Below are 17151 nucleotides of genomic sequence, written 5' to 3' on the forward strand. Positions count from 1 at the left end.
TGAAAGTAGCCGGCGAAGCCTCATGAACCTTATTTTTTCTTGAGCTTTGCTTGCGTTTCTTTGGCCATCTTGCGGAGCTTGGATTGGTTCATCGTGCGGTCCGATGTCGAAATTTTATCGACAAAGAGGTCGCCGTTCAGGTGATCGCATTCGTGCTGGATGCAGCGCGCGAACAGGCCTTCACAGTTGTGAATTTCCTGAGCTTCGCCGTTGATGTCGAAGAATCGCACCGCAACTTTATCCGGGCGGACTACGTTGCAGAAAATATCCGGGAGCGAGAGGCAGCCTTCATCGTAGTCGGTGGGCTTGGCGTCCGGTTCAGCTTCCCATTCGGGGTTGAACATGATGTAGGGGCGCGGTTCCTCTTCGTCGGGGATGGCGGTGTCGATTACCACGAGGCGGATGTTCTTGCCGATTTGCGGTGCGGCAAGTCCACAGCCAGGAGCTTCGTACATGGTTTCGAGCATGTCTTTGGCGAGCTGGCGGAGTTCCGGCGTGATTTCGGTGATGGGTTCGCACTTTTTGCGAAGCACCGGGTCACCGTAAATTCTGATGGGGAGAATGGCCATGATTACTTCTTTTCTTCGACCTTAGCGGAAAGGTCGTTGTTGAGGACGCGGAGAATGGCTGCCTTTTCCAATTCGATGGTGGAGGTGCCAGTGCGGAGCGTGATGATGTTTTCTTCCATGCTAGCGATGGTGCCGATGATGCCTGCGGCGGTCATGACCTTGTCGCCCTTCTTGAGCTGCTTGCGCATGTCGTCCATCTGCTTCATTTCCTTCTGCTTCGGGCGGATGAAGAAGAGCCACATCACCACAAAGAGGAGAATGAGGGGGAGGAAGCTAGCGAGAGCGCCCGGCTGTTCGGGCTGTGCTGCGTCCTGTGCAAATGCGGCGATGGAAGAAAGAGTCACGAGAAGTGCAGAAAGTTTCATAATAAACCTTTTGGGGGGTGAATGTTTTTTTGCAACGAAAAATAGAAATTTAGACGAGAGAGTAGAGCCGAAAAATAAGGGAATGATGTCTAAAAACCGCTTCCGTCTAAATAGTCACTGGATCCTATCGCGTTGGCTTACGCCTTGCTCCAGGATGACGATTCAATCAATGCTGCTCCCCACTCATTATTGACAGCTCACTGCTCACACCTCAAAGCGAGCTTGCGAGCGACCTCATGCCTCATACCTCTTTCGTCTTTCGTCTGTAGCCGCGTGGTTCGGCAAGCTCACCAACCTAAGCGGCGTTCTTTCGTCTAATTACCCACTAACCACTAACTTTTTGTCCAGCAGTGGATAAATGCGGTTGAGTTCGAGTAGGTTCAGCAATCTGTCGAAATCGGCTGAGAATTTTTCGATGAATTCTAGCCCTGGCAAATCGTTATTTTTTGTAGCTGTTGGCGGGAGTGTTTGTAGCAATCGCTTTTGCAGGAGCGTTTCAAGGCTATGCTTGGTAAGCGTCATTCCGTGCATGGAATGTTTTGTTTGGGCGGCTAGATCAGTCGTTTTTACTGCGATAAATCCGTTTTCGAGTAGCTCGCCTTTTTCACTTGCCGTTTTGGTAAAAGCCGTGAGTATCGCTTGCTCGGTGAGCGAAAGAATATAATGCGACGAGTTCTTGTAGATTGCTCGAAGCCGGAGCATGTCGTAAAGAAGCTTGATGAGCGTTTCGTTTTCGAGGGTGAGTGATTCAGCCTGTAAACGGATGAGCCTAAAGTCCTGCAAAATTAGTAATAGTTTGTATGTTTCCAACGAAGATAAATTCGAAAAATTCTTGAGCTCGTTTTTAACGTCTTTTATATAAATTAATTTTTCGTTGGATTTTGCAAGGATGAATAAAAGCGAAGGAAAAGATGTTATAAATTCTTTCTTGCGTTTATTTTCTTGGGCGATGTTGTTGCGCTGCGTCAAAAAAGAAATGATGGACTTCATCCAAATGGGTTGTTCGGCCATCGTTTCGTTGAATAACGTTTGCGGGATGACTTCTATTTCGCATTCTTCTTCGGCGCGAACCGTGTATTCTAGGGGCTCGCCATCGACAAGGCTGAGTTCCCCAAATGTGGATCCCGGTCCCAGATTTTTTGTGTGGGTTTCGTTTTGCTCATCCTTGAATGTAGCAACAAGGGTACCCTTTTTGACAATGTAGAAGGAGTGCGGAGTATCTCCTTGCATACAAAGAATTTTCCCGGCTTCGATATTCATTAGACGGTTCCCTTGATGTTTGGTTCGTACTTCAACGCTGTTTCGAAATAGTTTATTTTCGCAAGATCAAGAGAAAGAAGGTGATTTCCCTTTTCGACAAACCACTCGAATTGCTGAATCTGGAGCCAATCTGCGACACTCATTTCGAAATGGCGTTCCTTGAAAAACGCAATCCAGTCCGTTGAATCTTTGGATGTTCCGTTTTCTAAAGTCGAAAGCAGAACGAGAATTCTTTTTTGCTGGAGCGTGAGGCAGAACGGGAGCCATGGCTTGTCCAGATCTTTTGCCTTCTGGTAGTCGGCAAAAATTCCGAGAAGGTCCGCATTGGGGATGGAGAGGCAAGATTTGTCTCCATGGAAAACAACCAATTTGCGGCGGATCAGAGCCTTGAGCGCTTCAGTTGCTGTGGGTATGGGTGTCTTGGTAAGCCACGAAAATTCTTGCAGTAGCGCTTTTGTCTGTAAAAATTCGTCACCTTTGAAGAATTTGCAGAAAGAGGCTAGGCTTGCAAGCGGATTGTTCGTTTTTGCCGAACGCATGGATTCGTTAATCCTTCGCGTTCTTGCTGAAATCGCTTTGATGACCGCCAAAAGCCATACGGGAAGGCTCTTGAGCTCGGATTCCATGCATTCATCGTTGATGATTGTGATGGAGGAATCGACCGTAGCTTGAAAAATGTAGCGCACGGGTTCGCGTTCAAGAAGCGCGCCAACGCCGACAAGGTTGCCGGGGTGGATCTTGAATGCGACCTTGTTATTTTCTTTGGGGTCAAGCGCAACAAGCTCACCTTCGTTTAATAGGATGATTTTCTTGTCTTCATCCTGAGGTGAGGATACAACAAAACCCGCCTTCACGCGGAGTTGCGTGGGCGGGATAAGTTTTTTTCGGGAATCCCCCGTAACCATCGGGAAATAACCGCCTTCGAAGCCCGGTTAATTAAGCCTGACGTTCTTCGATACGTGCAGCCTTACCACGGAGGTCGCGCATGTAGTAAATGCGAGCCTGGTGGACCTTGCCGGAGCGTTCGACAACGATGGAGTCGATGCGCGGAGAGTTGACCGGGAAGATACGTTCGACAGCAACGGAACCAGACATCTTGCGGACCGTGATGGACTTGCCGATGCCAGAGTTCTTCTGCTGAATAACGACGCCCTTGAACGGCTGGATACGTTCCTTCGTACCTTCGATAACCTTGACGTTAACGGTAACGGTATCGCCGGCGCGGAATTCCGGAAGGTCGGTCTTCAAATTTTCATTCTGGATTGCTTCAATGTTCAGGGACATAATGTGTACCTCGTTATTATTTGTCGCCAAATGTAGTATTTATTTCAAGATTTTTAAAGATGTCGGGACGTCTTTCTTTCGTTCTTTTTAACGATTCTTGGCGTCTCCACTCAGAAATGTTCTTGTGATGACCCGAAAGCAGCACTTCGGGCACCTTTTTTCCTTCGAATTCTTCGGGACGGGTGTAGACCGGCCAACCCAAAACGCCTTGCGCGAAGGAGTCGGTTTCGCCAGATTCCTTGTGTCCCAAAGCTCCGTCCAACAGTCGCACTACGGCGTCCGTGACGAGCATCGCCGGAAGTTCGCCACCGCTTACAACAAAGTCTCCGATGGAAATTTCCATATCGACCTCGGTCTGGCGGATTCGGTCATCAATCCCCTTGTAGTGTCCGCAGACGAGAACAAGGTGATTTTCTTGAGAGAGTTCTTTGGCAATCTTGTGTGTGAAAGGGACGCCATCTGCAGTGAGATAGATGACTTTACCGCCATCTTCCTTGACTCCGGTGCTGCGAATCGCCTTGGCTAGCGGTTCGGGACGGAGTACCATGCCAGGTTCGCCACCGTACGGGACGTCGTCTACCTGCCCGTAGGCGTTGATGGCGAAATCTCGTAGATATACCGTGTTGAACTCAAACAAACCTTTTGCCTGTGCACGGCCCATGATGGAACTCTTCATGGGTGCAAACATTTCGGGGAAGATGGTGATGCAGTCGATCTTCATCGTTCCTCCGGGCAAAGGGATTTTAAATAGTCGCTATCGCAAACGATGAACTTTCCGTCTTCGTTGATTTCCTTGACGCAATCATCAATCCAGGGGGCGAGGATGGACTTGCTGCTGAATTCTGACTGCATGGAGAGGTCGAACTTGATATGGAATGCATCGACCGTCATCAGTTCTTGCACTTCGAGGACTTCGCCAACATCGCGACCGTCTTCGGTGTGGACGCGGAAACCTTCAAGGTCGTCAATGTAGTATTCGCCTTCGGGGAGCGGGAGACGTTCGGATTCTGGAATCATGACGTCGCCATTGACGAGGACCGCTACGGATTCTGGGGTATCGAATCCCTTGAACTTCAAGTGCCAAAGCGTATTGGCTACTTTGGCGTCTTCTAGGGTAAGTTCTACAATTTCGCCATTCCTCTTTTTGACGCGCACGTCTTTAAGGCTTTTGCAGCGAGTCAGGTCGTGGGTCAGGGGCATTGCCTTGATGTAGCCCTTGACGCCATGCGCACGCATGAGCTGGCAGACGGTGATGTATTCTTGAGAGTCCATTTTAGTGGAAAGACGAGAGACTAGAGACGAGAGATGGGTGTTTGTGGTTTGCTAAAGAAAAAAGTCCCGTGCATGTGCACGAGACTCTTCTTTAAAGGCGTGATTAAGCCTGTGCTTCTTCAGCGGCCGGAGCTTCAGCAGCTGCCTTGGCAGCCTTTTCAGCTTCGAGACGAGCCTGAGCCTTCGGGCTCAACTTGCGCTGCTTGGACTTGATTTCGCGAGCGACCGGAGCCTTGCCTTCGATGGAGCGGTTGGCCTTGAGGTCGTGGAACAAGTCGGAGATACCGGTCTTCTTGAGGAGGGACTTGACGGTGTCAGACGGCTGAGCACCAACAGAGAGCCACTTGAGAACCTTTTCCTGTTCGAAGCGGATTTCCGGCTGCTTGAGGTTCGGGTTGAAGAAACCGACCTGTTCGATAAAGCTATCGTCGCGAGCCTTGCGGTTGTCGATGACGACGATGCGATAGATCGGGTTGTGACGCTTGCCGAAGCGGGCGAGACGGATAACAGTTGCCATTTTATACCTCTTTATGGGGTTCCCGAAAATTCGGGGTTTTGTTCTTTTGATGCCAAATATAGCAAACTTGCTTTTGTGTGTAAAGGACGGCAATGAAAAAAAATCCGTCATTTACTTATAAAGTAACTTTTAAGTAGGGCGGAAAGTGCCAAAAAATGGCGAAATTTTTGTGAAAATGGCGATTTTGAATGTGCGGAAAAAGCCCCGGAAATACGGGGCCTGAATGAATTTTTTGATTTAAAAAGCTTTATTTTCCGTCAATATTCCGCTTGAATAGGGTTTAGAATGTCGCTATGGGTTCGATTTGGGGCGAATTCTGCATGCCTCGATTGATTGCGAGGCAAATTCATTCCAATATTTGTCGTGGTAATTGTAAAAATAATGGGGCTTAAGGTATTGTCTCGAATCTTTCGAGGGATCGTCTTGAGATGGGCTTGGCTCTATTTTTACATTGCAGACGATTTTTGTTTCTGTTTCTTCCGTGATATCGCCGAATTCGGCTTTGCAAGATTTCTTGAATTGCGTTTTAGATTGGCGGTACATTTCGGTGTCGAAAAGCGGGTTTGTCCATGTTTTCTTGATGATGTTGTTGTGCAAAGAAACGGAATATGAAATGGTATCTGTTTCGGTTTCGCACATGATTACATTGACAAAGCCGTTATAGGCGAGTGCTGCTGTTCCGTGTTCTAATTGGATTCGCATCGGCAAGCACCAGAAGGGATTGTCAGGATAATCCGGGTGGTTTTCGTCACACCAATAATCTACTGCAATGCCATTACTTATCGGGTTCCCGTTTAGCCAACTTTCGAGTGTTTCTAGATCGTTATCGGGAACGATTATCATAGGTGAAGTGGATGCGGGTGGAATTGAAGTGGAGTCTTGTTGTGAATTGAGGCGAATCTGTTTGATGTCGTCTTTTGGGCTTATGGCGACAGATGCTTCCGGTGCTGTCGATGAACTTGACGAGCACGCGGCGAGCATGAGTGTTGCTGCTCCAACGATTGTTCCTGTGATTGATTTGGTGATGTTTTTCATGGTCTCCTCCATTTTTTGATAGGTTATACTTCCTAACGGGTCAGAACATTGAAATTCTGACTCATTTGTTTGTCATCCTATCGGTGCAATTTCGTCCTAGAGCATCGCGATAGAATTCGTTAAATGATTCTGTTATTCTCTACAGACTTTTATAATCTGCGTTCCGTACTTTTCCCAGTTTGGGTCGGTGTATTGCGTTGTTTTTGCTGTTATGGAATTTTCTTTGGTTGGTGTTAGCTTGCAATTGTAGCGTCGTTGTCCTTTTGAGACTTTTTCTGTTTCCTCGATGAACTCCCCGTTTTCGAGAATGCAATCATCTTCAAAATTTTTGGCGATTGATGTTGCCGAGGAATCAGGAATGGTGATTGTTTTTTGTATAAGCGAACTTGTCACTTGGACCATGTACGCAAACCACGTTTCATCTGTTTCGCAACTGATAGCGGCGACATAAGCAATTTCAAGGTGCCGCAATGTTCCGTGTTCGGTCTTTACTCCTGTAAGTAAACTTGTATGTTGTGCAGATGTGTCTAGATTAATGATTATATCGTGTATGGGCGTGGGGGTTAGGAGATTAAAGTTTGCCTTGGAATCGACGATAAATGTTTTTTCACCTTGGAACCAGATGGCCGATGCGCTGTCGACTGCGGCATCGATTTGTGCCGTGATGGCGTTCGGCTGTTCGTCTGTACCTGCGGAGTTTTCGTTTCCGCAGGCGGCGAGGGCGGTGATTGTGACTGACGAGAAAGCGACCGTTATAAGACTTGCAAATGTGGCTTTTGCGCGGGACAAAATTTTTGCGGGTTTCATAATCAATTCTCCTATACTTTGTCTGTCAGCGGGAAAAGTTGCAAGTTAAGGCGGTAAACTTGATCGATTTTCTTGCATTCGTTGGCGAGGGTAATGACGCGTTTGCGGCAGTTGTTGACTTCTTCGGAAATGCGCGCGAATGTTGGGGCGTCGATGCCCATGGTAACTCCCGAAATGTTCCTTTCGTTCACGTCGATTTTGTCGATGGCTTCTTTCGCGAGGTCGGTCATATCGCGGTGCATCGTGCGGAGCGCGAGCGGGATGGCTTCGGACGAACCTGTGATGGCTTTGTCCGTTTGCTGGTAAGTGTTTTCGCCTGTTTCTGCAAGGAACTTTGCCTTGGTGAGCATCGCGAGCGAATCGCGGACTTGTTGTGCCGTGAAGGCGTGCTTGATTTTCTTTGCGATTTCAAGCGGGAGGGCGCCTGGCATCAAGGGCGCGAGTTCTCGGACAATGGAATTTATGGCAGATTCGTAGTAAGCGAAAGTGTCGGCATCGATCACGCGGGCGTTCTGTTCTTTTGCAATGCGGGTGAGGTCTGCGAAGGCTGCTTTTTTCTTCTCGTCGTTTGTGGCATTCCCGAATTCGACCATCTTTTCGAAGTACGTGAGTTCAAAGCCCGAAAGTTTCATCGCGGCAGCGACACGCGGTAGCCCAACGCGGCTGAGTGAAGTTTTGCCTTCGCAAACGAGCTTGAGATACGATGGCGAGGCGAATCCGGCGTCCTTCGAAAATTCTCGCCAAGTAAAACCGGACTTCTTGCGTTCTTCATAGAAGTCCTGCATGTAGCGGCGGTAATCTTGATATTCGGTTATCGGTTTCATGAGGTTAGGTAATAGGTATTAAGTGTTTGGTTTAGTCATCCTGGAGCTGTCATTCTCGACCGAAGGGAGGGAAACCATTATTTCCCGTATCGCTCTTGTGTAGGGAAACCATAATTTCTTGATTATAATATAGCTCTAGAAAACTTGAAAGTCAATAGTTTGTGATACAAAAACTTTGAAATTTTGCAGAAAAATGAATAAATTTTAGTTTTAATAAAATTTTATTCTGTAAATGAAACAAAAACTTTTGCAAATGATACAAGAGGATTGTATGCAAAAAAAGTCCGCTTGCTTTTGCAAACGGACCTTTTAAAATGCGTATGGGCTGCGCGATTCTCGCGTTTGCGAAATGCGCGGCTCTTGTGAAGAAATGCGCGTTTAAAATGCTCGCGTAAAATGCGCGGCGCCTATCTCTTCTTTTTCTTGTTCTTGTCTTTAGGCGGGGTGTAGTTCGAACCAATCGTACCGCCGTTGTTCTGGCGCTTGGCGAAATCGCCGACCTTCTTGAACATTTCCTTCATGCTTTCGTACTGCTTGAGGACTGCGTTCACGCGGGCGGCATCCGTGCCGGAACCCTTTGCGATACGGGCCTTGCGGCTACCGTCGATAATCTGCGGTTTCTTGCGTTCCTTCGGCGTCATTGAGCTGAGCACCGCTTCCACATAGACCAACTGCTTTTCGTCAATCTGGTCGAGCGGGAGCTTGTTGAGTCCCGGGATGAGGCTCAAAATGTCCTTGATGCGGCCAAGCTTCTTGATGGTGCGGAGCTGCTTCAAAAAGTCGTTCAAGTCGAAGGTGTTGTTGAGAATCTTTTTCTTGAGGTCCTTGGCGTCCTTTTCATCGATGACCTGCTGCGCCTTTTCCACGAGGCTGACCACGTCGCCCATGCCGAGGATTCGGCTTGCCATGCGGTCCGGGTGGAAAAGGTCAATTTCGTTCAGCTTTTCGCCAACACCGATAAAGCATATAGGCACGCCCGTCATCTTCTTGATGCTGAGCGCAGCACCGCCGCGGGTATCGCCATCCATCTTCGAGAGGCAGACGCCCGTGAAGTTCAGGCGGTTCCAGAACGTTTCGGCGACATTCACCGCTTCCTGACCGATCATCGCATCGGCGACGAACAAAATTTCGTCCGGATGAACCGCGTCGCGGGCCTTTTCAAGTTCCTGCATCAACTCTTCGTCAATCTGCAAACGTCCTGCCGTATCGTAAATCACGAGGTCAAAACCGTTGTCCTTAGCATACTGGTAGCCGTGCTTGATGATTTCGACCGGATTGCCCTGGCCTTCGTCATAAACCGGAACGCCGATGGACTTGCCGAGCACCTGCAACTGCTTGATAGCTGCCGGACGGTAGACGTCAGCGGCGACGAGGAGCGGTTTCCTCTTCTTCTTGCTGCGCATCCAGAGAGCAATCTTGCCTGCGAAAGTCGTCTTACCCGAACCCTGCAGACCAACCATCATGATGCCCACCGGAGACGGTGCGGAAAGATTGATTTCCTTAGTTTCGCCACCCATGACGGCCACAAGCTCGTCGTGGATAATCTTCACAATCTGCTGACCCGGGGTCACGGAATTGAGCACCTCGGCGCCCATGGACTTTTCCTTGACAGACTTCACAAAGTCGCGGGTCACGTTGAAGTTCACGTCGGCAGCGAGGAACGCACGACGCACCTCACGCAGCGATTCCGCCACATTTTCTTCGGTAAGTTTGCCCTGCCCACGCAGGTTCTTGAGAGTATTTTCTAGAGAATCAGTCAGCTGTGAAAACATAGTGGGTCAAATTTAGTAAAGTAGGAAGTAGGAAGTAGGCGGTAGGAAGAAAATGTACGCGAAAATGCTTGTAACTGAGTCGTTTTGGAGCTAGTATCCTTGAAGACGTCATCCTGAACGCGAAGCGTGAAGGATCTAGTATTTTTTAAGAGGGAAGGGAGAAGTCTCTCCCTCGCTTCAGCCACGGCTTCCGCTACCCACTCTAGCGGGCTTCAGACGCCAGCCCGCAACGCCTGGCTTGAAAGTCTCGTTAGAAACGAGAATGTTCTTTACTTTATTTTAAACAAAATCTTATTGTATTTGTTTCAAAGTTTGTTTTTATTTGTGTTGCTAGGAAAAATGATTATTCAAATGTGTATCGTGAAAAAATTGATGGATTATTTCCCTACTAAATAATTTCTGAAGTGTATAATATGAATATAGCAGGCCGTGTGAACGACCTGCTGTTTTTACGTATGGGTGATTTATTTCGTTAAAACCTGCCAAAACTTCGGTCCCTTGCGCGCTCATAGATCCGAAGAACCTTGCCAAGTATCAGAAAATGTACAAGTACGCTTATCTTTTGAGCGATGGCGTTTTCAAGATTGTATTCACGGAGGAAAAGTCGCATTCGCTTCTTATTTCGCTGTTGAATGCGATGCTTGACTTGCATGGTGGCGATGCCATCGGGGAAATTTCGCTGGAAATGCAGGAATTCCCGGGTATTTTCAATAAGAAAAACTGTATTGTCGATATCATTGGCACGACCAATGCTGGCGAAAAAGTTCTTGTTGAAATTCAACAGCAAAAGGACAAGTTTTTCAAGGATCGCGTAGAATACTATGTCTCTCGTGTTATTGAAAATCAGGTCCATAAGAGCGAAAAATTCGAATTGCCGCATATCTATTTTCTTGGGCTTCTGGATTTTGAACTTTTTCCGGAAGAAGAACATGAATACATCCATCATGTCGATGAAATGTGTCACGGCAAGAAGTTTTTTCCGAAGATTCAGAAGGTATTCGTGGAAATCGAAAAGTTTTTCAAACTCGAAAAATTGGGATTTACTAAGGATGACGAGTCTGATGCCGCTCAGTGGCTCCGTGCTATCAGTGTTGTTATCAAGGAAGAACCTACTCCTGAAAAAATTATGCAGAATGAAACGTTTAGGCGGTTGCTTGAATCGGTGAAATTGATTAATTTTGCAGAAGAAAGCCTTTTAAGGCGAGCGTCGCGAGAACTGCTTGCAGATTCTCATGACCGAGCCGCCATAGGATTGCACAAAGTGCAACTTTTCAACTGCGAGGTAAAGAAAATGACGGATATGATGGCTGAACGCGAAAACGCTTTTGCCGAAGGCAAGGAAGAAGGCCGTGCCGCCGGTTTTGCCGAAGGCCGTGCAGTTGGCTTTGCTGAAGGGGCTTCTGCTGAGCGGATGAAGGCGGATCAGGAAAAACGCCAAATGGCGAAAAGTCTCAAGGAACAGAATGTAGATGTTTCTATAATCGCTAAATCGACAGGTTTTTCTGAAGAGGAAATTCGCAGTTTGTAGCTGAAATTCAGTTTTTAAGAATGCAAAAAAGCAGGCCGCGCGAACGACCTGCTTTTTTTGTCGTTTTTCTCGAAAATGCTAAATCTTTGGGACTTTGCCTCGAAGCCTGATTAGGTTTACTTGACTTTGGGTACCCAAAAGAAAATTATCCAGTAGAAAAATTATTTTTCTACTAAATAATTTTTAGAATATCTTCGGGAAGATAAGTTATGCAGTCTGCCTTCTTTGAGGGTTTCTCTTTTAAAAATAGAGCGTATGTTATTTTTTGATATTTGCTAGCGAATGGGAGCTTTTCTGTTTTTCGTTTTAAGTCTTCGAGTAATCGTTCGGCATTTTCGCTTGATGTCCACTTGCATTCGCCAATAAGCAGCGTTTTTTTGTCGATGCTTTCTGCGACTACATCTAATTCAATTCGCTCTGTTTTGCTTACATTGCCCCACCATCTGGAGGCAACATTGAATATTGTGCCGTCAATTTCGTTTCCTGTTACGGATTGTCGACAAAGGCGTTCCCAACATGCGCCTTCGAATTCTGCCATGTGCTGGTGAATGATTTTTTCAACGGATTCGATTCGCCCAAGTTCTAAAAGGGATCGGTATGGATTTATGAACCTGTAGAAAAAGTTCATAAATGGATCGGACAAATGGTAAATTCCATGTTTGCTGCTTTTGGGGTTTTCGCCGAAGGGAATTTCACGCTCAATTAGCTGCATTTTCACCAATTTTTGGAGAGGTGCGCTCAATGTAGCTGCATTTTTTTCTGCTCGTGCCGCAATTTCCGAAAGTCTGTTTGCCCCATTCCCAATGATGCCTAGCAAGGTCGATGCCTGCACCAAATCACGCATATCGTCGCGTAGAATATGCATGGGTTCGTCGTGTAAAACTCCGTAGGGCGATAAAGCCATTTCGCGGAGAGCCTCGTTAAAATTACGGTATTGTTCGCGTAATTCCCAATAACGGGGGACTCCTCCCCATACAGAATATTCCTTGACTGCGTCTTTGGCAGTAATTTTTAATGCGTTAGGCAAATAAGAAATAGAGATAGGTGTAAGTCTCAGTATTTCGTTTGCTCGACCGTATAATGGCGATTTTGCATCCAAGGCTATGTCGAACATCATCTGTTGTGAAGAACCGCAAATGATTAGGTTGAAATTCAGAGATTTTTCGTCAATGAGTTTCTGTAATATTGAAGGCAGGGCTTCACATGATTTTACAAGATATGAAAATTCGTCGAGACAAAGTGTTGTGCCTTTGTCGCAACGTTGGTTGAATGTCCTGAATAAAGATTCCCAATCGGGGTAAACGACAGCGTCGAATCCTTCGTATTTCGTGGCTATTGCCATTGCTAAAAAGCGTTTTTGGGTGGATTCTTCAGAACGATCTGCCATGAAGTAGATGTCATCTTTTTTGAGTACGCGTTTTAAAAGCGTAGATTTACCCAATCTGCGGCGTCCGTAAACAACGATAAAGGACAATTCTTTTTGAGAAAGGGCCCTTGTCAATATTTTCGTTTCTTCAATGCGGTCAAGAAATTTCATACCCATAATATATAATTATTTAGTAGAAAAATTATTTTTCTACTAAATAATTTTTGACGTTTCGTGAATAAAAAAAGGGACAGGTTGAAGTAACCTGTCCTTTGTGCGTTTATGTATCGAAATTTTACAGCTTTTGTCCGGGATTCCAGTAGTCGGTGGGTTGCTCGACGCCGCATTCTTTTGCGATGTAGACGGGTTCGAGGCCTTTCTTCTTTTGGTCGGTGTAGTTCTTGAGTGCCTTGATGGCGATTGGCGAGAGTATCAAGATGACGGGGATGTTCACGAGGACCATGAGGCCTTGGCAAAGGTCTGCGCTGTCCCAGGCGAACGATGCGCTGGAGGTGGCACCTAAGAAGACGATGGCGGTCGCGATGGTCTTGAATACGTTGCGGATTTTCTTTGTGGGGCGTCTGTTCAAGATGAAGCGGAGACAGCCTTCGGTGTAGTAGTAGTTGCCGATGAGTGTGGTGTAGCCAAAGAGGCACATGGAGAATGTGATGAAGATGGCGCCGTTGCTGCCGAGAACGGAGGCGAGAGACTTTTGTACGTAAATGATTCCCGAGATGTCCTTGCTGGGCTCGATGTTAGTTGAGAGGCACATGAGGGCTGTGGCGGAGCAGATGAGGAGCGTGTCGATGAATACGGAGAGTGATTGCACGAGTCCTTGCTTGACGGGGTGCGAGACGCTTGCGCTTGCGCTCGCGTTCGGGGCGGAACCCATGCCTGCTTCGTTGGAGTAGAGACCGCGCTTGATGCCGTACATGATGCAGCTTCCGGCGAAGCCGCCGAATCCTGCGTCAAATGAGAATGCGTTCTTGAAGATCGTGCCGAACATGGCAGGGACGTTTGATATGTTGTATATGATGATGCCGAAGGCAACGAGAACATAGATGGTTCCCATGAAGGGGACGAGGTAACTTGTGATGGTAGAGATTTTCTTGGCGCCTTCCCAGATGCAAAATGCGAAAAAGGCTGCTAAAATAAAGCCGACGATGAACGGTGTGGATGCTTTGTCGTAGAATTTGTATCCGGTAAGGGAGTCTTGAATGTTGTACGAAGCGAGCAGGTTGTAGCCCACGATGTAGGTGAGGAGCACAAAGCCTGAGAAGAGAACGCCTAGCCAACGTTTGCCGAGCGCTGTTTGAATGTAATACGATGGACCACCGTAGGAATGTCCTGTGACATCGTCATGGCGCTTGTAAATCTGGGCGAGGGTGGATTCAACGAATGCGGAGGCTGCGCCGAGGATGGCGATGACCCACATCCAGAAAATGGCGCCCGGGCCGCCGAGGCAAATGGCCGAAGATACGCCGACGATGTTTCCGGTGCCCACGCGGGAGGCGGTCGAGACCATCAAGGCTCCAAATGACGAAATGCCGTGCTTGTGCAAAGGCTTTTCGCGGGTAACGCGGAATGTTTCAATCAGGTAGCGGATTTGCGGAAATCCCAAACGGACTGAAAGGAATACCCCAGCTACAATCAAAAACAGCGGGACAATGTAGAAATCATACAGGGCGGTGTTAAGCGCCGAAACAACGGGATGTAAGGGGTTGACCATAGAATTCTCCTATTGGTTAAATAGTAGAAAAATTTTTAAATTTCTCCGCCATGCAACCACTTAGTCAACGCACAGAAACATTTACTGATTCCGTTATTCGTAGAATGACCCGTATTGCCAATGCGTGCGGGGCAATTAATTTGTCGCAGGGGTTCCCTGATTTTGACCCGCCGGAGGCGCTCACGAAGCGTCTTTCGGAAGTGGCTTTGACGGGGCCGCACCAGTATGCGATTACTTTTGGCGCACAGAATTTCCGCGAAGCGCTGAGCGATAAGCAGTTCCATTTTAGCGGGCTGCGTTACGATCCGCAAAAAGAGATTGTGATTACGTGCGGCAGTACCGAAGCGATGATGGCTTCGATGATGTCGGTTTGCAATCCGGGCGATAAGGTGGTGCTGTTCTCGCCGTTTTACGAGAATTATTCTGCGGATACGATTTTGTGCGGGGCGACTCCGGTTTATGTGCCGCTTTCGCCGGTGGACTTGAGCTTTGATGCGAACGTGCTTGAAAGTGCGATGGCGCAGCCGGGCGTGAAGGCGCTTGTGCTTTGCAATCCGGCGAATCCGAGTGGTAAGGTCTTTACGCACGAAGAACTTTCGATTATTGCATCGCTTGCAATCAAGTATGATTTGTATGTAATTACGGATGAAGTTTACGAACATATCGTTTACGCTCCGCATCGTCATACTTACATCGCGACGCTCCCGGGAATGTTCGAGCGCACGATTGAATGTAGCAGTTTGAGCAAGACTTACTCGATTACGGGTTGGCGCTTGGGCTATGTGCTTGCGGCGGAACCGGTTATGGAACGCATCAAGAAGGTTCATGACTTTTTGACGGTGGGGGCTGCGGCTCCGTTGATGGAGGCGGCAGTGACGGCACTCCGTTTTGATTATTCGTATTATACGGGTTTGCAAGCGCATTACACGCACATGAAGGATGTGTTTACGAGCGGCTTGCGCAATCTCGGTTTGCATTTTACCGAACCGCAAGGCGCTTACTTTGTGCTGATTGATATCTCGGAATTCGGTTACGGTCGCCGCAGTGTTAGCGGAGTGTGCGAATCTTGTAGTGATGTAAAATGCGCGGCCGGCACATTGCCTGACGAACAATTCTGCATCGATATGGCGCAGAAGGTGGGTGTCGCGGCTGTTCCGGGCTCAAGCTTTTTCCGCGAATCGGTTGACCATCTCGTGCGTTTACATTTTGCGAAGAAAGATGAAACGCTTTACGAAGCTCTCAACCGCTTGGAAAATCTGAAAAAGCTAAAAAAGTAGTTTGTTTAAATTAATCTGTTTGAAATAGTGTGGCTCGATGCTGCACTTTTTTGTTTTGTTATAAAAAAAATGTATCATCCGTAATGAAATAATAGTATTGGACAAAAGCTTCCGCAGAATCTATCATTGTGCTCGTTCAAAAATCAATTCAACAACGGAGGATTCAATGAATATCAATAAAAATTGCACAAAATTCTCGACTATCATTTTAGCTTCAATCCTTTCACTTTCTGCATGTTCCGATGACGATTCAAATTCTGTCGCTCCTTCAACTTCCGAAGGACATGAACATCATGCAACGGATGAACATTCTGGTCATGCTACGGAATCTGGTGACCACAAATCTGCATCAAACGGCTTGACGCTTGGCGAAGAAAATATTAAAGACGGCATCATCTTCTTGCAAGATACGACGATTGATGGCGTGTTGACGGTGAATGCATCAACGCCGGGCGCAACGGTTCTAAAAAATGTCAAGGTCACGGGCAATTTGCTAATCAAGCGCTCGGGCCGCGTTGATTTTTCAGGGAGCGCGGACGTTGTTCATGTGGGTAGCAGCAATACGGATGTCTATGCTTTTGAAGACAACGCAAAGGTGAATGGTCATCATTTTATGGGCAAGAATAATACCTTTACGACCAAGCGATTTTCGGATTATCAAAAAGTTGATTGGACCGAAAAGGCGGCTCATCTGTCAACAGGAATCCACTTGGCTTATACGGTTACGGGTGACGAAAATGGAACTCCTGTCATTTTGATTCATGGGCTTACGGATGGTCGTGTTTCGTGGTCGCAGGTGGCGCCGGCGCTTGCAAAGAAGGGCTACCGCGTTTATGTTCCGGAACTCCGCGGTAACGGAAAGACGGACAAGCCTATTGAAGAATCCGCTTATGCGGTCAAGGAATTGACTCACGATATTGCGGCCTTTATTGACAAACTAGAACTGAAGAAACCGCATATTGTGGGGCATTCTTTTGGTTCGTTTATTGCTCAGGAATTGGCTGTTTCGCATGCGGATAAAATCGGTTCCATTACATTGATTGGTTCTGCAGCCGCTGTCGATAAGAAAAATTCTACTGTAGATTGGCTTGTGAACGGCTCGGGCGATAAGTCGTTCGATGGCGTTTTCGCTTACGATTCCACGCAGAAACTTCCTGAAACGTTCTTTGAAAAGTGGGGCAACAGCACGAATCTGGATAAGGATTTCCAGACTGCTCATTTGGAACATTTAAAACAGGTTTCGTATTACGCATGGAAATTCCTTGTCAAGAGCTTTGTTGCCGTTGACAACGTAAAGCGCCTTTCTTCGATTTCGTCGAATGTTCAGATTATCTGGGGTACAAAGGACGCTATATTCGATAAAAAGTCGCAGGAAGCGTTGCAGGATGGCCTTTCTAAGGCAAAGAAAGTCGTGTTCCATGAAGTCGAAGGTGCTGACCACAATACGCATTGGGGCTCCGCTGCTGATGTCGAAACTGTAACAGGCTATATCAACGACTTTATCAAGGATCAGAAGTAATTAAACATTTTGGTGAGGAGGTATCTG

Annotated in this window: 17 protein-coding genes; 3 read left to right on the forward strand and 14 right to left on the reverse strand. The window is 47.3% G+C overall.

All coding sequences use genetic code 11. From position 1 onward, the window contains the following. Positions 1-29: 29 nt before the first annotated feature. The 12 genes from def to ffh form a co-directional block, all read right to left on the reverse strand. Complete coding sequence (def, locus tag HUF13_RS13755; protein WP_173475661.1) at positions 30-569, reverse strand: peptide deformylase; 540 nt, start codon at positions 567-569, stop codon at positions 30-32. A gap of 2 nt (positions 570-571) precedes the next feature. Continuing rightward, positions 572-934, reverse strand: coding sequence for a preprotein translocase subunit YajC (gene yajC / locus HUF13_RS13760; protein WP_173475662.1), 363 nt, complete (start codon positions 932-934; stop codon positions 572-574). 318 nt (positions 935-1252) lie between these two features. Further along, positions 1253-2194, reverse strand: a complete 942-nt coding sequence (locus HUF13_RS13765; protein ID WP_173475663.1) for a cyclic nucleotide-binding domain-containing protein — start codon at positions 2192-2194, stop codon at positions 1253-1255. Next, positions 2194-3099 (reverse strand): Crp/Fnr family transcriptional regulator, encoded by a 906-nt coding sequence (locus tag HUF13_RS13770; RefSeq protein ID WP_173475664.1) that lies wholly within the window; start codon positions 3097-3099, stop codon positions 2194-2196. The genes HUF13_RS13765 and HUF13_RS13770 overlap by 1 nt, the downstream gene beginning before the upstream one ends. A 31-nt stretch (positions 3100-3130) precedes the next feature. Continuing rightward, positions 3131-3478: a 50S ribosomal protein L19 gene (gene rplS, locus HUF13_RS13775; RefSeq protein WP_072827294.1), complete on the reverse strand. Its 348-nt coding sequence runs from the start codon at positions 3476-3478 to the stop codon at positions 3131-3133. 16 nt (positions 3479-3494) lie between these two features. Beyond that, positions 3495-4199, reverse strand: coding sequence for a tRNA (guanosine(37)-N1)-methyltransferase TrmD (gene trmD / locus HUF13_RS13780; protein WP_173475665.1), 705 nt, complete (start codon positions 4197-4199; stop codon positions 3495-3497). Further along, positions 4196-4750, reverse strand: a complete 555-nt coding sequence (gene rimM, locus HUF13_RS13785) for a ribosome maturation factor RimM (protein ID WP_173475666.1) — start codon at positions 4748-4750, stop codon at positions 4196-4198. Before rimM ends, trmD begins: the two co-directional genes overlap by 4 nt. A gap of 103 nt (positions 4751-4853) precedes the next feature. Further along, the gene (rpsP, locus tag HUF13_RS13790) at positions 4854-5267 is read right to left on the reverse strand and encodes a 30S ribosomal protein S16 (protein WP_073424630.1); all 414 of its coding nucleotides are present in this window, start codon (positions 5265-5267) and stop codon (positions 4854-4856) included. A 291-nt stretch (positions 5268-5558) separates the two neighbouring features. Continuing rightward, positions 5559-6302, reverse strand: coding sequence for a hypothetical protein (locus HUF13_RS13795; RefSeq protein WP_173475667.1), 744 nt, complete (start codon positions 6300-6302; stop codon positions 5559-5561). A 132-nt stretch (positions 6303-6434) separates the two neighbouring features. After that, positions 6435-7109, reverse strand: coding sequence for a hypothetical protein (locus HUF13_RS13800; RefSeq protein WP_173475668.1), 675 nt, complete (start codon positions 7107-7109; stop codon positions 6435-6437). Between the two features lie 11 nt (positions 7110-7120). Beyond that, positions 7121-7933, reverse strand: coding sequence for a TIGR02147 family protein (locus HUF13_RS13805; protein WP_173475669.1), 813 nt, complete (start codon positions 7931-7933; stop codon positions 7121-7123). Positions 7934-8340: 407 nt separating this feature from the next. Further along, positions 8341-9705: a signal recognition particle protein gene (gene ffh, locus HUF13_RS13810; protein WP_014547033.1), complete on the reverse strand. Its 1365-nt coding sequence runs from the start codon at positions 9703-9705 to the stop codon at positions 8341-8343. Positions 9706-10246: 541 nt separating this feature from the next. Between ffh and HUF13_RS13815 the strand changes: the two genes are divergently transcribed. Beyond that, on the forward strand, positions 10247-11233 hold the full coding sequence (locus HUF13_RS13815; RefSeq protein WP_173475670.1) for an Rpn family recombination-promoting nuclease/putative transposase: 987 nt from the start codon (positions 10247-10249) through the stop codon (positions 11231-11233). Between the two features lie 172 nt (positions 11234-11405). Here HUF13_RS13815 and HUF13_RS13820 read toward each other — a convergent pair whose 3' ends face one another. Both HUF13_RS13820 and HUF13_RS13825 read right to left on the reverse strand, forming a co-directional pair. Continuing rightward, a complete protein-coding gene (locus HUF13_RS13820) occupies positions 11406-12776 on the reverse strand; it encodes an ATP-binding protein (RefSeq protein ID WP_304039195.1) in 1371 nt (456 codons plus the stop codon). A gap of 118 nt (positions 12777-12894) precedes the next feature. Continuing rightward, positions 12895-14328, reverse strand: coding sequence for an alanine/glycine:cation symporter family protein (locus HUF13_RS13825; protein ID WP_173475671.1), 1434 nt, complete (start codon positions 14326-14328; stop codon positions 12895-12897). A 50-nt stretch (positions 14329-14378) separates the two neighbouring features. Between HUF13_RS13825 and HUF13_RS13830 the strand changes: the two genes are divergently transcribed. Continuing rightward, positions 14379-15605 (forward strand): aminotransferase class I/II-fold pyridoxal phosphate-dependent enzyme, encoded by a 1227-nt coding sequence (locus HUF13_RS13830; protein ID WP_173475672.1) that lies wholly within the window; start codon positions 14379-14381, stop codon positions 15603-15605. Between the two features lie 166 nt (positions 15606-15771). Beyond that, positions 15772-17124: an alpha/beta fold hydrolase gene (locus tag HUF13_RS13835; protein WP_173475673.1), complete on the forward strand. Its 1353-nt coding sequence runs from the start codon at positions 15772-15774 to the stop codon at positions 17122-17124. Positions 17125-17151: the final 27 nt, after the last annotated feature.

This window comes from Fibrobacter succinogenes (assembly GCF_902779965.1).
GTDB lineage: Bacteria > Fibrobacterota > Fibrobacteria > Fibrobacterales > Fibrobacteraceae > Fibrobacter > Fibrobacter succinogenes_F.

What these genes read in the sequence shown, in the direction of transcription:
- def (WP_173475661.1), bottom strand. Translation starts at nt 569, where the DNA reads ATGGCCATTCTCCCCATCAGAATTTACGGTGACCCGGTGCTTCGCAAA.
- yajC (WP_173475662.1), bottom strand. Translation starts at nt 934, where the DNA reads ATGAAACTTTCTGCACTTCTCGTGACTCTTTCTTCCATCGCCGCATTT.
- HUF13_RS13765 (WP_173475663.1), bottom strand. Translation starts at nt 2,194, where the DNA reads ATGAATATCGAAGCCGGGAAAATTCTTTGTATGCAAGGAGATACTCCG.
- HUF13_RS13770 (WP_173475664.1), bottom strand. Translation starts at nt 3,099, where the DNA reads ATGGTTACGGGGGATTCCCGAAAAAAACTTATCCCGCCCACGCAACTC.
- rplS (WP_072827294.1), bottom strand. Translation starts at nt 3,478, where the DNA reads ATGTCCCTGAACATTGAAGCAATCCAGAATGAAAATTTGAAGACCGAC.
- trmD (WP_173475665.1), bottom strand. Translation starts at nt 4,199, where the DNA reads ATGAAGATCGACTGCATCACCATCTTCCCCGAAATGTTTGCACCCATG.
- rimM (WP_173475666.1), bottom strand. Translation starts at nt 4,750, where the DNA reads ATGGACTCTCAAGAATACATCACCGTCTGCCAGCTCATGCGTGCGCAT.
- rpsP (WP_073424630.1), bottom strand. Translation starts at nt 5,267, where the DNA reads ATGGCAACTGTTATCCGTCTCGCCCGCTTCGGCAAGCGTCACAACCCG.
- HUF13_RS13795 (WP_173475667.1), bottom strand. Translation starts at nt 6,302, where the DNA reads ATGAAAAACATCACCAAATCAATCACAGGAACAATCGTTGGAGCAGCA.
- HUF13_RS13800 (WP_173475668.1), bottom strand. Translation starts at nt 7,109, where the DNA reads ATGAAACCCGCAAAAATTTTGTCCCGCGCAAAAGCCACATTTGCAAGT.
- HUF13_RS13805 (WP_173475669.1), bottom strand. Translation starts at nt 7,933, where the DNA reads ATGAAACCGATAACCGAATATCAAGATTACCGCCGCTACATGCAGGAC.
- ffh (WP_014547033.1), bottom strand. Translation starts at nt 9,705, where the DNA reads ATGTTTTCACAGCTGACTGATTCTCTAGAAAATACTCTCAAGAACCTG.
- HUF13_RS13815 (WP_173475670.1), top strand. Translation starts at nt 10,247, where the DNA reads ATGTACAAGTACGCTTATCTTTTGAGCGATGGCGTTTTCAAGATTGTA.
- HUF13_RS13820 (WP_304039195.1), bottom strand. Translation starts at nt 12,776, where the DNA reads ATGGGTATGAAATTTCTTGACCGCATTGAAGAAACGAAAATATTGACA.
- HUF13_RS13825 (WP_173475671.1), bottom strand. Translation starts at nt 14,328, where the DNA reads ATGGTCAACCCCTTACATCCCGTTGTTTCGGCGCTTAACACCGCCCTG.
- HUF13_RS13830 (WP_173475672.1), top strand. Translation starts at nt 14,379, where the DNA reads ATGCAACCACTTAGTCAACGCACAGAAACATTTACTGATTCCGTTATT.
- HUF13_RS13835 (WP_173475673.1), top strand. Translation starts at nt 15,772, where the DNA reads ATGAATATCAATAAAAATTGCACAAAATTCTCGACTATCATTTTAGCT.